General features: G+C 39.5%; 11 protein-coding genes. 7 read left to right on the forward strand and 4 right to left on the reverse strand.

Annotated elements, in window-relative coordinates:
- The first annotated feature begins 140 nt into the window (after nucleotides 1-140).
- On the forward strand, nucleotides 141-1,604 hold the full coding sequence (gene mgtE / locus F1325_RS11100; RefSeq protein WP_109373665.1) for a magnesium transporter: 1,464 nt from the start codon (nucleotides 141-143) through the stop codon (nucleotides 1,602-1,604).
- A gap of 73 nt (nucleotides 1,605-1,677) precedes the next feature.
- Here mgtE and F1325_RS11105 read toward each other — a convergent pair whose 3' ends face one another.
- Entirely contained in the window at nucleotides 1,678-1,899 is a 222-nt protein-coding gene (locus F1325_RS11105; RefSeq protein WP_109373666.1) for a hypothetical protein, read from the reverse strand.
- A 773-nt stretch (nucleotides 1,900-2,672) separates the two neighbouring features.
- Between F1325_RS11105 and F1325_RS11110 the strand changes: the two genes are divergently transcribed.
- Complete coding sequence (locus tag F1325_RS11110) at nucleotides 2,673-4,046, forward strand: MFS transporter (protein WP_109373667.1); 1,374 nt, start codon at nucleotides 2,673-2,675, stop codon at nucleotides 4,044-4,046.
- A gap of 145 nt (nucleotides 4,047-4,191) precedes the next feature.
- A complete protein-coding gene (locus F1325_RS19380) occupies nucleotides 4,192-4,482 on the forward strand; it encodes a hypothetical protein (protein WP_244185070.1) in 291 nt (96 codons plus the stop codon).
- 22 nt (nucleotides 4,483-4,504) lie between these two features.
- Here F1325_RS19380 and F1325_RS19385 read toward each other — a convergent pair whose 3' ends face one another.
- From F1325_RS19385 to dtpA, 3 genes are all read right to left on the reverse strand, one after another.
- Nucleotides 4,505-4,825, reverse strand: coding sequence for a hypothetical protein (locus tag F1325_RS19385; RefSeq protein WP_244313516.1), 321 nt, complete (start codon nucleotides 4,823-4,825; stop codon nucleotides 4,505-4,507).
- Between the two features lie 21 nt (nucleotides 4,826-4,846).
- Nucleotides 4,847-5,137: a hypothetical protein gene (locus F1325_RS19390; RefSeq protein WP_244313517.1), complete on the reverse strand. Its 291-nt coding sequence runs from the start codon at nucleotides 5,135-5,137 to the stop codon at nucleotides 4,847-4,849.
- A 172-nt stretch (nucleotides 5,138-5,309) separates the two neighbouring features.
- Nucleotides 5,310-6,776 (reverse strand): dipeptide/tripeptide permease DtpA, encoded by a 1,467-nt coding sequence (dtpA, locus tag F1325_RS11125; RefSeq protein WP_109374225.1) that lies wholly within the window; start codon nucleotides 6,774-6,776, stop codon nucleotides 5,310-5,312.
- A 562-nt stretch (nucleotides 6,777-7,338) separates the two neighbouring features.
- Between dtpA and F1325_RS11130 the strand changes: the two genes are divergently transcribed.
- The 4 genes from F1325_RS11130 to baeS are packed head-to-tail and all read left to right on the forward strand — an operon-like array spanning nucleotide 7,339 to nucleotide 16,158.
- Nucleotides 7,339-8,574 carry an MdtA/MuxA family multidrug efflux RND transporter periplasmic adaptor subunit gene (locus F1325_RS11130; protein ID WP_160230442.1) on the forward strand — a complete coding sequence of 412 codons (1,236 nt, stop codon included), beginning with the start codon at nucleotides 7,339-7,341 and terminating at the stop codon, nucleotides 8,572-8,574.
- Complete coding sequence (locus F1325_RS11135; RefSeq protein ID WP_109374223.1) at nucleotides 8,574-11,705, forward strand: MdtB/MuxB family multidrug efflux RND transporter permease subunit; 3,132 nt, start codon at nucleotides 8,574-8,576, stop codon at nucleotides 11,703-11,705. Before F1325_RS11130 ends, F1325_RS11135 begins: the two co-directional genes overlap by 1 nt.
- Nucleotides 11,702-14,785 (forward strand): multidrug efflux RND transporter permease subunit MdtC, encoded by a 3,084-nt coding sequence (mdtC, locus tag F1325_RS11140; RefSeq protein WP_160230443.1) that lies wholly within the window; start codon nucleotides 11,702-11,704, stop codon nucleotides 14,783-14,785. Before F1325_RS11135 ends, mdtC begins: the two co-directional genes overlap by 4 nt.
- Nucleotides 14,782-16,158, forward strand: a complete 1,377-nt coding sequence (gene baeS / locus F1325_RS11145; protein ID WP_160230444.1) for a two-component system sensor histidine kinase BaeS — start codon at nucleotides 14,782-14,784, stop codon at nucleotides 16,156-16,158. Before mdtC ends, baeS begins: the two co-directional genes overlap by 4 nt.
- Nucleotides 16,159-16,162: the final 4 nt, after the last annotated feature.

Consider the following 16,162-nt stretch of genomic DNA (forward strand, 5'->3'; position numbering starts at 1 on the left):
TTGTGACGATAATATGAACATCACCAACGCAATATTGTTCAAGATTCATATTTTTTATACGGAGAAGACCGATAATCATCCTAAAATGGAATAATTAGTGTCAATGGTTATCTCCCTCGTAAGAATTAAAAAGGAATAACATGTCTCAACCAGCTATCAACAATGATACTGCGGCTGCCATCAATCCGTATTCACAAAAAGTGGCACACCTGCGTCAGCAAATTTTGAGCATCTTTCTCGAAGATGATCATTTTGTTGAAACCGTTTTAGGTGAAGCAAGTGAAAATGATAGGCTGAGCCACCATGAACTTCATGAAAAAATCACCACTGTTAGAGAATTACTACAAGATCTACACGCGGCAGATATTGCAGATATTCTTGAAGCCCTTCCCTATGACGAACGTCTCGCATTGTGGCATTTGGTTGATAATAATGAACGTGGTGCTGTTTTAGTCGAAGCTTCTGTCGCCGTTTGGGACAGCTTAATTAAAGATATGACTGACCGTGAATTATTACGATCGGTCGCCACATTACATGTGGATGAGCAAGCGTACATCGCAGAGCACTTACCTCGCGATACGATGCGTCGACTTCTTACCTATTTAGAACCAAGTCTGCGTAATAGAATAAGAGAAGTTCTTCAATATCCAAAAGACAGCGTCGGCCAGATGATGGATTTTGAGTTCGTCACTGTGCGAGGTAATGTTACGTTAAAAACGGTACAGCGCTATCTACGCCAACGGGGCTCTATTCCTGAAGCAACGGATAAAATCTTCGTTATTGATAATAAAAATCATCTGTTGGGCGAGCTTCCATTAACCACTGTTTTAACGCAATCTCCTGATAAGCTTGTCTCTGATGTAATGAAAACAGACACCGTGAGCTTTATGCCTGAGGAAAAAGGCGAAGACGCGGCGGGTGCGTTCGAACGTTACGACTTAATTTCTGCGGCTGTTGTTGATAGTAATGGTCTTCTAATGGGGCGATTAACTGTTGAAGATATCGTTGATAACATGCATGAAGAGAGCGATACCAATCTTCGTCGTATGGGTGGTTTGAGCCCAGAAGAAGACGTCTTTGCACCAGTCGGACAAGCGGTTAAAACACGTTGGACTTGGCTTGCTATCAACTTATGTACTGCTTTCGTTGCCTCTCGTGTTATTGGCGTGTTTGAACACACCATTTCCCAATTAGTCGCTTTAGCAACACTGATGCCAATTGTTGCTGGTATTGGGGGAAATACAGGTAATCAGACCATCACAATGATTGTCCGTGCATTAGCTCTACACCAGATTCAAACCGGAAGCTTTTCTTTCTTAATTTTAAGAGAACTTGGTGTTGCCTTTATCAATGGTATTGTGTGGGGAGGGATCATGGGAATTGTCACCTTCCTTCTCTATGGTGACCTTGCAATGGGTGCCGTGATGACAATGGCAATGGTGCTCAACCTGTTAATGGCTGCCATTATGGGCGTATTAATACCAATGACGATGATAAAATTTGGTAAAGATCCTGCCATTGGTTCAAGCGTTATGATAACCGCGATTACGGATACAGGTGGTTTCTTTATCTTCTTAGGTTTAGCAACTATCTTCTTAGTTTAAGACATCTTCTCATTACACTAACGCCACTGATAATAAAATGCAGTGGCGTTTTTTTATATCAATCAAACAAATATTAAGCCGTTGTTGATAGGTAATAATAGACAAGCAACAATGCAATAACCAATGAAGTAATAAAAGTCTTTTTAACAGAGGCACTTAATAGATAACTGTCATTTTGATTGGAGTCATTAAGCATGGCTTTTAGTACTAAACCACCACCTAATGCAACGATAGAAAGTGATGCGAACAAAATAATTGCAGCTAAGAGAACAGCACTCATTGAAATAGAGACCATAAATCCTCCGACAGTTCAATTTGACTTACTGATGTAATTATAACCAAGAATAATTTTTTTGATGCCTCTTTTTGTTTTTATTTTTAACTTAACGGAAAAGCGCACCAAAGCCACGATTTGCATAAAAACACAAAAATAAAATTATCATTATAAATTTCATTGGATTTTAATTCCAAAAAATTAAATATTATTGAAATTTAATTCCAATGCATCGACATTTAACATACAGTAGAATATTCTAATATTTCATTTTCTATCAGATCATATCTTTCATTATTAATACTATTAGCTTTCTTAATTATCTAATAATAAGTTAATTTATAGAATAATAATAAATTAACTCATACCTTAATTTATTATTCACTTGTTTATTTAGACTTGAATAAATATATTCAACACAAAACCTTTTTTATTTAAAAACACTAAAATATTATTCATTTTAAATTTATATAATAATTTTATTATATATTGTTGAAATTTAATTAAACGGAATTTAACAATGATCTTTATCTATTAAATGAAACTAAAAACCTAAAATGCATTGATTTTAAGCCAGTAATGTTGTTTTGATTTCATCTATTTACATTATTAAGAGCTTCCTGTTATAACTTAAACCATCATCACAACATTATTCTTTCTCGCATAAATAGCCTATAAATAACCATTCGATGTTATTTATTTTCACCCTATTTTATTCGTTAATTTTCAAAGAATTTACTTGTGATCTTATTACGCATTATTTTTTATCACGATGATTATTATAGGTTGTAATTATGACATCACAATCACACTCCACTCAGCCGTTGAGTCAACCTACGGCAAGACCATTGAACCGCAACGACTATAAAACGTTGGGTTTATCCTCGCTAGGGGGAACGTTGGAGTTCTATGATTTCGTGATCTTCGTGTTCTTTACGAAAACATTGAGCCACTTGTTCTTTCCCGGTGATAACGCCTTTATTGCACAAATGCAGACATTAGGTATTTTTGCTGCTGGTTACCTTGCTCGCCCTTTGGGTGGCATTATTATGGCACACTACGGAGATATTATTGGACGTAAACGCATGTTTACCTTAAGTATCTTCTTAATGGCTGTACCAACATTAGTTATTGGTTTATTACCAACTTATGCCAGTATTGGTGTTGCTGCACCATTATTGTTGTTATTAATGCGCATTATGCAAGGTGCGGCCATTGGTGGTGAAATGCCAGGTGCTTGGGTGTTTATCGCAGAGCACACGCCAAAACAACGTTATGGCTTAGGTGTAGGAACATTAACCTCAGGCATTACAGGCGGTATTTTATTAGGTTCAATCGTGGCAATTATCGTTCAACGTAGCTATACCAGCCAAGAAGTAAATGACTTTGCATGGCGTATACCGTTTATTTTAGGTGGCGTATTCGGTTTGATTTCTGTCTACTTACGTCGCTTCTTACAAGAAACACCTATCTTTAAAGAGATGGCTGCAAAAAAAGCCTTAGCACAAGAAATGCCTGTGGTTTCAGTTATTAAAAATCACAAGCAAGCGTGCTTAATTACTGCTGCATTAACATGGTCTTTATCAACAGCTATTGTTGTCACCATTTTGATGACCCCCGGTGTCATTGTTGAAGGGATCTACAAAATTGATAGAACGACATCATTAGAAGCGAACTGCGTTGCAACATTAACCTTAACCTTAGGTTGCATATTCTGGGGTTGGATTAGTGACAAATTAGGAACACGCGCGTCAATGACATTATCATGGGGTGGTTTGATTGTGACTGCATTCCATTTCTATGGCAGTTTAGATGCAGCAATGTCAGGTTTTCAGTTAGCTTTTAACTATGGTTTGATGGGCTTTTTTGTTGGGGCGATTGCAACTACACCTATTGTTAGCACAAGAGCATTTCCACCATCAATTCGTTTTTCTGGTTTGTCTTTTGCTTACAATATGGCTTATGCCTTATTCGGTGGATTAACGCCAATGTTAACAGGAATATGGTTAGAAAAAACTGCAATGGCAGGTGCATATTATGTTGCAGGCGTATCATTATTAGCTATTGCAGTCGCTTTCTTACCTTTAGCTTATAAAGGTTGGACGGCTGTAAAACCCACCACAAGAGAAAAAGATGTTGCATTGCAGATTGATAAAGTGATCAGTTAGGCCTTTATCAAAATAACAAAACTTTTATTCTTGGATTGAGCGACTTAAAAAAGCACAAATATATACACTCAGTACCACACGAAAAACAAAACTCATTGATATGTCAAAATTACAGGGCATACTTCATATCACTGCGGATAAAACTATGGGTAAATGCTATAATTTTACTCAAACTATTGTTGATTGGGCTGCCAATACACCTGAACTTGATTATGATGGTATAACCTATCCTTCAAGACACTATTTGGGAATGTGTACTGCGTTTTGGGCTAGAAAAGAGCGTATTAATCCTTTAGCAGAAATATCACACTGCTCTCTCGATATTTATCATGATGATAAAAAAGAAAATTTTCCTCAGAATTGGCAATATGATGATATTTCAGGTATTGAGATCATTACAGAAACATTACGATTTGATATTAATGCGGATGAGTAAACAGCTCGACTTGAGCTGTTTATCAAAAAGAAGTATGTTTGCCAAAAAGTTTAGTCTGATGAATTATTTCCTGCATTTGTTCACTCATACGACCGTATTTTTTTAATATTTCAGTAATATTCAGATTCTTATCATCATCATCAAAAAAATACATGTTTGTTAAAAATGACACTTTTGTTGTTGAACTCAGATCACCCAATAACACCAAAATTTCTTCTAACCCATCAATTAATTGATTACCATCAAACTGAAATAGTGGTAATCGGTATTCTCCGCCTACTTTAACCGCTAATAATTTATTGGTTTTCAGACGATTATTAATCGTTTGACGTTTAACACCCAAAATTTCAGCCGCTTGGCTTGTTCAGCAAGTTCCACCTAATGCTGTTAGTTGTTCTGAAAATTTAATCGCGCCTTCATTTAAGCGAGCAATTTTTTGTTGTTCTCTCGGTGATATTTCACAGGCTCGTTCAAGTTGAGTTTCAAAAATAAGCTTAGCTAACTCATTATCAGTCATCTCCAAAGCATGAGTTAATTTTTTTTTCTCTGCTAAGGCTTCAACTAACTCTTTTGTCAAATTAACCATTCTTTTAAGAACAGCGGCTCTCTCTACTGAGAGTTGTTGTGTTGATCTTTTTTGCATTGTGCTGTTCATAACGCCTCCTTTACACTTTATTTATTATATGATGAGTAAAGTGTAAAGAATAAGTGCAAATAATAGTCATTTATTTGTTTAAAATAGAAGGTACACGATAAAAATTGAACTTGCTTTCATTCGGATACAAAAAAGGATGCCTTATGGCATCCTTTATTTTTAAGAGCACAAATTACTGTGTCATTTTACTTAGCATCGGTGCGGTGATCAGCATTAGAACTGCGATAACACCTGTTACAATACCAATTTGTAAGAAGACACTGCTATAAATTTCTAATGAAGCATGAGCACTTTGTACGTCTTCTGGTACTGCCATTAAACTCGCAACTTTACCTGCAATAATTGCAGCGGCTGCCGAAGTTAAGAACCAAGCGCCCATAATAAAGCCCATTAAACGCTGTGGTACAAGTTGAGCAACCATCGCAAGACCTAGGCCAGAAATCATCAGCTCACCAATACTTTGGAAACCATAACTTGCGACTAACCACCATGAAGATACAATACCTGCTTCATTTGCCATACTAGCACCTAATGGCAGTACTAAGAATGCGGTCGCACTCAAGAACATACCCACAGTGAATTTATATGGCATAGGTAGTTTATCACCCATAAAGTTATATACAGCCGCTAGTAGCGGGCTTGCTAACATGATCCAGAATGGATTAAGTGATTGGAATTGTTCAGGTTCAACGCTGAAACCTAAGATTGAGTGCTCAACGTTATGGATCGCGAAGAAATTTAAAGAAGTTGGCATTTGATCGTAAAGAACGAAGAATACAACCGCTTCAACCATCAGCAAGAATGCAACAATCATCTTACGGCGAGCCGCACCCTTCATCATGAACGTTTCACGCGCAAAAATCAGGATGATACCTAATGAGATGATTGCTAAAGACCAACTTGCCACTTCATTATTATGTAGCAACCAAGTGGATACAGCGACCAGTGCAACAATACCCACCAGCGTTAATAATAATTTTGAATAGTTAAGCGGTTCAAAATCAGGTCTAGAGCCTTTATCTTTTATCCAACCACGACAAACAACAAAGTTTGCTAGTGTGATCAGCATACCCACAACACTCAGTGCAAATGCAACATCCCAGCCATAATTAGCCGCCAACCATGGTGTCGCTAACATAGAGAAGAAAGAACCCACATTGATAGACATGTAGTACATGGTAAATGCACCGTCTAATTGCGGATCATCTTTCTCATAACAGGTTGCTAATAATGAAGATGGGTTAGCTTTAAATAAACCATTACCTACTGCAATCGTTGCAAGTCCCCAATAAATCACGTCTTTATCGTGATCAGAGAATGCCACCATTGCATAACCAATTGCCAGTACGATTGCACCAAGAATAATAACCCTTTTAGTACCAAGGACTTTATCCCCAAGCCATCCACCGATAGCAACAAAACCATAGACCAACGCGGTAAATGCAGCAAAAACAGTGATAGCTTCCGCTTCACCCATGCCCAGCATTTTAACCAAGTAAACGGCCATGATCCCTTGAAGACCGTAATAGCCGAAACGTTCCCATAACTCGATTGAGAAGATAAGATAAAACGCGCGAGGCTGTTTAAATGCATTCAGGCTCGGTTTTTGTCCATCGTCAGGTGTGTTTGCAGTTGACACTAAAAACCTCTAATTATTCTATTACGCCTTTATATTTAGGCTAATTTTTTACAAAAATTTCGTTATTTAAGACAGAGTTAAAGCTCGGTGAATTTCATACTGGATTGTTATTCTTTGAAAAGAGTTCAACGCAGAGAAAAACAAGGTTGGCATTCTATCACTGGAAAGCATAATTATCTAAGAATTATAACTAACTATTGCGTTTTATCATAGTTACAGGCATTTGTACAAAATAGTTATGCGATTAAAAAAACATCAAACAGAATAACTCACTGATAATCAATAATTTATTTTTCACTTAATTATCCCTATATAAACAATTAAGCTACGCTACTGTTTACCTATATTTTGCTAAATTAGTTCTTATAGAATAACAACGGTAAAATAATGCCAGTAGCAATTTGTTTTAACTGATTAAAATAACGCCAACAAAACACATTCCTTGGCTTAATTTCCATATTTCCTCCATTTTTAACTGTGAATAAACAGGTAGAATGTCACCATTCCAGATTTTCATTTCAGTATTTCTGATTAGCTAGTTGCCAGTGAGATCACAAAAGTAATGAATAAAAACAAAAATGCTAAAAAAAGAGTTTCTCTCATTATCGCTTTAATCGTCGTAATCGCAGGTGGTTACGCCTATTGGCAATTTAATGCAGCAAAAACAGCGTCGCCCGAAAATAAAGGGACTCAAGCAACAAACACCCAGAGTCGAGGTACATCAGGATCTCGTCGTCCTCCTTTGCCGCCTGTTCAAGTTGCAACATCAACACAAGAAGATGTCCCTCAATTTTTATCTGCTTTAGGTACAGTAAAAGCCACTAACAGCGTGACCGTCACTAGCCGTGTTGAAGGTCAATTAATGGCGCTACATTTCACCGAAGGCCAACAAGTTCAAAAAGGCGATCTCTTAGCTGAAATTGACTCGCGCCCTTTTGAAGTACAATTAGCCCAAGCCAAAGGACAGCTAGCAAAAGATCAAGCCACATTAGCAAATGCACGCCTTGATTTAGTGCGTTATCAGAAATTAGCGAAAACTAACTTAGTCTCACAACAAGAGTTAGATAATCAGCAAGCTTTAGTAAAACAATCTGAAGCCAGTATTCGTATTGATGAAGCCACTATCAGCAATGCACAACTGCAATTAACCTACAGCAAAATCACGGCACCTATTTCAGGCCGAGTGGGTTTAAAGCAAGTTGATGTAGGAAACTATATTTCTGGTGGTTCATCCACGCCTATCGTTGTTATCAATCAAATGGACCCTGTTGATGTGCTTTTTACTTTGCCAGAACAAGATTTAGCGAATGTTATTCAAGCACGTAAAAACAATGCAGATTTGCCTGTTACGGCGTTAGATAGAAATAATCAATTTGAATTAGCACAAGGCACACTATTTAGTGTTGATAATCAAATTGATGCAGCGACAGGCACCATAAAGTTAAAAGCCCGTTTCCCTCAACAAGAAAATACTCTATTCCCTAATCAATTTGTAAATGTACGCCTTTACGTCACCACATTAGAAAAGGCGGTGGTTATTCCTAATGCAGCATTGCAAATGGGGAATGAAGGTCACTTTGTCTGGGTTGTTGATAGCGAAGATAAAGTGAGCAAATTACGTGTTGATGTTGCATTACAGAATGCAGAAAAAGTGGTTATCGCTTCGGGTTTATCAGCAAATCAACGTGTTGTAACCGATGGTGTGGATAGATTAACACAAGGTGCAAAAGTCGATATCGTGACACCAACAGCACCAAAAAATAAAGAAAATGACCGTGTTGTCGCGGAGAAAGCGTAATGACAGAAAAAACACACGGTACAGGTGGCGGTCCTTCTCGCTTATTTATTCTGCGCCCTGTTGCAACAACTTTATTTATGGTTGCCATACTGTTAGCGGGTATTGTTGGCTATCGCATGTTGCCAGTGTCTGCCTTGCCAGAAGTCGATTACCCAACAATTCAAGTTGTTACACTCTACCCCGGTGCAAGCCCTGATGTAATGACATCCGCGGTTACCGCGCCATTAGAGCGTCAATTTGGGCAGATGTCTGGGTTAAAACAGATGTCGTCACAAAGCTCTGGTGGTGCATCAGTGATCACACTGATGTTTCAACTTACATTACCATTAGATGTTGCAGAGCAAGAGGTACAAGCTGCGATAAATGCAGCGACTAATCTGCTACCATCCGATTTACCTTATCCGCCGATTTACAGCAAAGTCAATCCGGCTGATCCGCCTATTTTAACCTTGGCGGTTACTAGCTCAACATTACCAATGACACAGTTGCAAGATATGGTTGAAACCCGTATTTCGCAAAAAATCTCACAAGTTAATGGCGTGGGTTTGGTGGCACTAGCGGGTGGTCAACGCCCTGCTGTTAGAGTCAAACTCAATGCACAAGCCGCAGCATCTTACGGTTTAGATAGCGAAAAAATTCGTGTAGCAATCAATAATGCGAACGTTAACTCAGCGAAAGGGAGCCTTGATGGGCCAACTCGCTCTGTGACGTTATCTGCTAATGATCAGATGAAATCATTAGAAGATTACCGTCAATTAATCGTTACCTATAAAAATGACGCACCAATCCGTTTATCTGATATTGCCACTATTGAACAAGCACCTGAAAACAATCAATTAGGGGCATGGGCGAATAATGAGCAAGCGATTATTATTAATGTTCAACGACAACCTGGTGTTAACGTTATTGATACCACTGATAATATTCGTAATTTATTGCCTGATTTAGTCTCTAATTTACCAAAGTCCGTTAATGTTGAGATCTTAACAGACAGAACTACAACGATCCGCGCTTCAGTTAAAGATGTGCAGTTTGAACTTGGTTTAGCTATCGCCCTTGTGGTAATGGTCATTTATCTCTTTTTACGTAATGGTGTCGCAACCTTAATCCCAAGTATTGCCGTACCGCTTTCATTAGTAGGTACGTTTGCGGTGATGTATTTTTGTGGATTCTCTGTCAACAACCTCACTTTAATGGCATTAACCATTGCCACAGGCTTTGTTGTCGATGATGCCATTGTTGTGATTGAAAATATTTCCCGTTATCTCGAACGTGGTGATAAACCGTTAACAGCCGCTTTAAAAGGAGCTGGCGAGATTGGCTTTACCATTATTTCACTAACTTTCTCGCTGATTGCCGTACTGATCCCCCTATTATTTATGGGAGATATTGTTGGTCGTCTATTTAGAGAGTTTGCAATCACCCTTGCTGTTGCCATTCTAATCTCTGCGGTGGTTTCGCTCACATTAACGCCAATGATGTGTGCTCGATTGCTAAAGCCTGAAAATGAAATCAAACACAACCGTTTTGAAATGGCGTGCGAGCGTTTCTTTGAAAAAATGATTGCAGTGTATGCAGTTTGGCTCAAACGTGTTTTAAACCATCAATGGATAACGCTTGGCGTAGCACTTAGCACATTAGTACTAACCGTATTGCTATATATGTTTATTCCTAAAGGCTTCTTCCCATTACAAGATAACGGGCTATTGCAAGGCACCATTGAAACCTCACAATCTATTTCTTACCAAGCAATGGTAGAAAAACAGCAACAGGTCGTTGATAAATTAATTGATGATCCTGCTATTGATAATATTGCTAGTTTCGTGGGTATTGATGGAAGCAACGCAACCTTAAACACCGGTCGTTTACAAATTACGTTGAAGCCTCTTGATCAGCGTGAAGACCGAATAGATGTGATTATTCCTCGTTTACAAGCGCGTATTGCTTCTATTTCAGGAATGACTCTCTATCTACAACCAACTCAAGATTTAACGATTGATACGCAAGTTTCTCGTACTCAGTATCAATTTACGCTACAAGCAACATCATTAGATGAATTGGCCTCTTGGGTACCAAAACTCTCTCAAGCATTAAAAGATAGCCCTGAATTGACTGATATTAGCAGTGATTGGCAAGATAACGGCATGATGGCGTATATCAAAGTGGATAGAGACTCAGCAAGCCGTTTAGGTATTTCAATGAGTGATATTGATAATGCACTTTATAATGCGTTTGGTCAGCGTTTAATTTCCACTATCTACACTCAAGCAAATCAGTATCGCGTGGTATTAGAACAAGATATTCGCAGCGGAGATGGATTACAGGCACTTTCAGCCGTGCATTTAACGGGTAAAGATGGTGCGATGGTACCTTTATTATCTATTGCATCCGTAGAGCAACGCTTGGCACCGCTCTCTATTAATCATCAAGAACAATTTCCTTCAGCCACATTCTCATTTAATGTCGCTGAACAATCCTCTCTTGAAGAAGCGGTGAATGCAGTGAAATTGGCTGAAGAGCAGATTTCTATGCCAAAAGATATTACCACCCAATTCCAAGGGGCGACACTGGCATTTGAAAGCGCGCTTTCGAGTACTTTGTGGCTGATTATCGCGGCAATTGTAGCAATGTATATTGTATTAGGCGTGCTATATGAGAGTTTTATTCACCCTATTACTATTTTATCTACGCTGCCAACAGCGGGTGTTGGGGCATTACTTGCTTTAATGGCAGCAGGCAATGAGCTTGATATTATTGCGATTATTGGGATCATCTTGCTTATCGGGATCGTAAAGAAAAATGCGATCATGATGATAGACTTTGCCCTTGCCGCTGAACGAGAACAAGGTTTAACGCCTTACGAAGCTATTTATCAAGCGTGTTTATTACGTTTCCGCCCAATCTTAATGACCACAATGGCGGCGCTTTTAGGTGCTTTACCTTTAATGTTGAGTACGGGTGTAGGGGCAGAATTACGTCAGCCATTAGGGGTTTGTATGGTTGGTGGCTTAATTATGAGCCAGATCTTAACCCTATTTACGACACCTGTAATTTATCTGTTATTTGATAAATTATCGCTCTATATCAACCGCAATAAACACGTTGAAAATAATAACGAGGCTGTATCATGAAGTTCTTCGCCCTCTTTATTCAACGACCTGTAGCAACCACGTTGCTCAGTTTAGCGATTTCACTTTGCGGTGTATTGGGCTTTATGTTACTTCCTGTGGCGCCTTTGCCACAGGTGGATTACCCCGTTATTAATATCAATGCCTCATTGCCTGGGGCATCTCCTGAAACGATGGCATCCTCGGTTGCTACGCCGCTTGAGCGCTCTTTAGGGCGTATCGCGGGGATTGATGAGATGACATCAAGCAGTTCGCTAGGGAGTACCAATATCACACTGGTTTTCGATTTAAATAAAGATATCAATACGGCAGCACGAGATGTACAGGCGGCATTAAATGCATCACAAAGCTTGCTACCTTCAGGGATGCCAAGCCGCCCACGTTATTATAAATCGAATCCTTCTGATGCACCGATTATGATTTTAACGCTCACCTCTGACACACAAAACACGGGTGAGCTTTACGATTTAGCATCAACACGATTGGCACAAAAAATCTCACAAATTGAAGGCGTCAGTGAAGTCTCTGTCGGTGGCGGTTCACTACCTGCGGTTCGTGTCGCACTTAATCCTGATGCATTGTTCAATCAAAACGTAAGCCTTGATGATGTCAGAAAAGCCATAAACCAAGCTAATGTCCGACGACCTCAAGGCTTTGTGAATAATGATGACAATCGTTGGCAAATTCAAACCAATGATGAGCTAAGCAAAGCCGCTGAATATCGCCCAATTATTGTGCATTACAATCAAGATGCAGTTGTGCGTCTAAGTGATGTGGCACAAGTGACTGATTCTGTACAAAACGCACGCGCTGCGGGTATGAGTGGCGGTGAGCCTGCTATCTTGTTGGTTATTCGCCGTGAAGCAGGTGCAAATATCATTGAAACCGTTAATCGTATTCGTGATGAACTTCCTGAATTGCGTGAGCTTATTCCTGCCAGTGTTGATTTAAAAGTTGCACAAGATAGAACACCGACTATTCGCGCATCCCTAGCTGAAGTTGAACGTGCGTTAGCCATTGCGGTGGCGTTAGTCATTTTAGTGGTGTTCTTATTTTTACGCTCAGGTCGCGCCACTCTGATCCCTGCTGTTGCTGTACCCGTTTCATTAATTGGTACTTTTTCAGCAATGTATCTCTGTGGCTTTAGCTTAAACAACCTTTCATTAATGGCATTAACGGTTGCTACAGGCTTTGTAGTTGATGATGCGATTGTCGTACTTGAAAACATCTCTCGTCATATCGAAAATGGTTTAAAGCCTAAACAAGCCGCACTAAAAGGTGTCAGTGAAGTGGGTTTTACCGTACTTTCGATGAGCATTTCTCTTGTTGCCGTTTTTATTCCATTACTGTTAATGGATGGTCTTGTTGGGCGATTATTTAAAGAATTTGCCATTACGTTAACGACAGCAATCGCTATCTCTTTGTTTGTTTCGTTAACGCTAACCCCCATGATGTGCGCACATTTATTAAAAGGGATGAAACCGAAAGCACAGTCGCATTTACGAGGTTTTGGTAAGTTACTTTTCCGCGCTCAACAAGGTTACAGCGTCACATTACAAGCTGCATTGCGCCATAAGCGCTGGGTTATGACAATTTTTCTCGCAACCTTGGGTTTAAATGTTTATTTATATATTAGCGCGCCCAAAACCTTTTTCCCCGATCAAGATACAGGTCGATTAATGGGATTTGTGCGAGCGGATCAGAGTATTTCATTCCAGTCGATGAAAGAAAAAATGGCTCGCTTTATGCAGGAAATTAATGCAGATAAAGACGTGGATAGCGTGACCGGTTTTACTGGTGGCGGTCGCATTAACAGTGGGTTTATGTTTATCTCCCTCAATCCGTTGTCAGAAAGAACTGACAGCGCGAATCAAGTCATTAATCGTTTACGCACAAAATTAGCTAATGAACCCGGTGCCAACCTCTTTTTAATGCCCGTACAGGATGTAAGAGCGGGTGGGCGTCAAGCCAATGCCAGTTATCAATTTACATTATTAGCAGATGATTTAAGCGAGTTGCGTAAATGGGAGCCTATTGTACGTAAAGCCTTAGGCGAATTACCTGAGCTTGTGGATGTTAACTCAGATAAAGAAGACAAAGGCGCTGAAATGGCTCTGACTTACGATCGCGATACTATGTCGCAATTAGGTATTAATGTCAGTGATGCGAATAATCTGCTTAACAATGCCTTTGGTCAACGCCAGATCACCACCATTTATGCGCCATTAAATCAGTATAAAGTGGTGATGGAAGTCTCTGAACAATATACCCAAGATGTCTCTGCATTAGATAAAATGTATGTGGTCAATTCACAAGGTGAACGTATTCCATTATCCGCATTCGCCAGTTGGTATCCTGCTAACGCACCATTAAGTGTGAATCACCAAGGATTATCCGCAGCGTCAACTATTGCTTTTAATATACCTGAAGGCTATACGTTAGCTGATGCCATTAATTCTATTGAACGCACAATGACTGAATTGGGAGTACCCAATACGGTAAGAGGCACATTTGCGGGCACTGCACAGGTTTTCCAAGAAACCATAAAGTCACAGCTTATTCTTATCTTGGCAGCAATAGTCACAGTGTATTTAGTGTTAGGTGTGCTGTATGAAAGCTATATTCATCCGCTAACCATTTTATCTACCCTTCCTTCTGCGGGCGTAGGTGCATTATTGGCGTTACAGCTTTTCGATACCCCCTTTAGCCTAATTGCACTTATCGGCATTATGTTGCTTATTGGTATTGTGAAGAAAAACGCCATTATCATGGTAGATTTTGCAATTACCGCACAGCGTGAAGGTAAATTGTCTGCCAAAGAGGCGATTATTCAAGCCAGCTTATTGCGTTTTCGTCCTATTATTATGACGACACTTGCGGCGTTATTTGGTGCTTTGCCGTTAATGTTAGGCAGTGGTGATGGTGCAGAATTAAGACAACCTTTGGGTATTACCATCGTCGGTGGCTTATTAATGAGCCAGCTATTAACGCTCTATACCACCCCTGTTATTTATCTATTTTTTGATGGATTGCGTGAACGTTGGCAACAACGACGTATCAGCAAAAAAGAGGCAAATGCATGAAATTGAGAAGCAAGCTGTTTCTGGTGATTTTCGCAACGTGCATGGTGGTTGTCTTTGCTATGCATATTGGTATTCGTAGTAGCTTTCAACAAGGCTTTATTGGCTATATCAAGAAAAACAGTGAACAGCGAGCAACTCATCTAGCAGAAGCCTTAACTGAACAATATGAATTAGCTGGTGATTGGCATTTTTTATACAAAGATGAACATTCTGTCTATCAAATATTAAGAACCATTGATCAGATAAGCCAAAGTGGTGATGGCCCTCCGCCTCGCGGTTGGCGTACACAGTTTTGGATTGTAGATAAAGACATGAAGCGCTTATTTGGACATGACAATCAATTTCCCGCAGAGACATTTAAAAAGCCTATTACCTTTCACGATGAAATTGTTGGATGGGTGATTGTCAGTGCCGCAGATAAAATCAGCAGTGAAGCCGATATCAGTTTTGATAAGCAACAACTGCGTACCAGTTGGATCATTGCAGGTGCAACTGTTCTGTTTGCACTGCTAATCACATTGGTTCTTTCTCGCAGTATGATACGCCCTGTTAAGCGTTTGGTTGAAGCAACCCATAAACTGGCTGCTGGCGATTTCTCTGTTCGGGTTCATCCTACTAGTAAAGATGAAATCAGCCAACTCGCCACTGACTTTAACCAACTTGCCAGTACATTAGAAAAAAATGAGCAAATTCGCCGTGATTATATGGCCGACATCTCTCATGAATTGCGAACACCACTGGCTATCTTAAAAGGTGAGCTTGAAGCATTACAAGATGGTGTGAGAAAACCCACAGCCGAAACCTTAAATTCTCTGTTATTTGAAGTGACGAATCTGACTAAACTCGTCAATGATCTCCACCAGCTTTCATTATCAGACAGAGGCTCTTTAACCTATCGCAAAGACTTTGTTGATATTAATGAAGTAATTTTATTAGCGGTAGCCTCTTATCGTCACACTTACCAAACCAAAGATATTGCCTTATTCACCGAGTTAGATGATTTATCGTCGCTGATTGTACAAGCCGATCCAGATAGGCTTATCCAGCTTTTTCACAATCTGCTAGAAAATAGCGTGCGTTATACCTATTCTGGAGGTCAATTGCATATCAGCACCAAGAAAGGCCATAATAGTGTGCTAATTTCATTAGAAGATAGCGCACCAGGGCTTGATGAATCGCAATATAAAGCGGTTTTTCAGCGTTTTTATCGTGCTGAAAGTTCACGAAATCGAGCAAGTGGTGGATCTGGATTAGGGCTTGCGATTTGCGAAAATATTATTGAAGCTCATAATGGTAAGATAAGTGTCATGCCTTCCTCTTTAGGTGGCATGAAAATCCTTATAGAATTACCTGCATATTCTGATGATAATTAAGCCT

The organism is Proteus columbae (assembly GCF_009914335.1).
Classification (GTDB): Bacteria; Pseudomonadota; Gammaproteobacteria; order Enterobacterales; family Enterobacteriaceae; genus Proteus.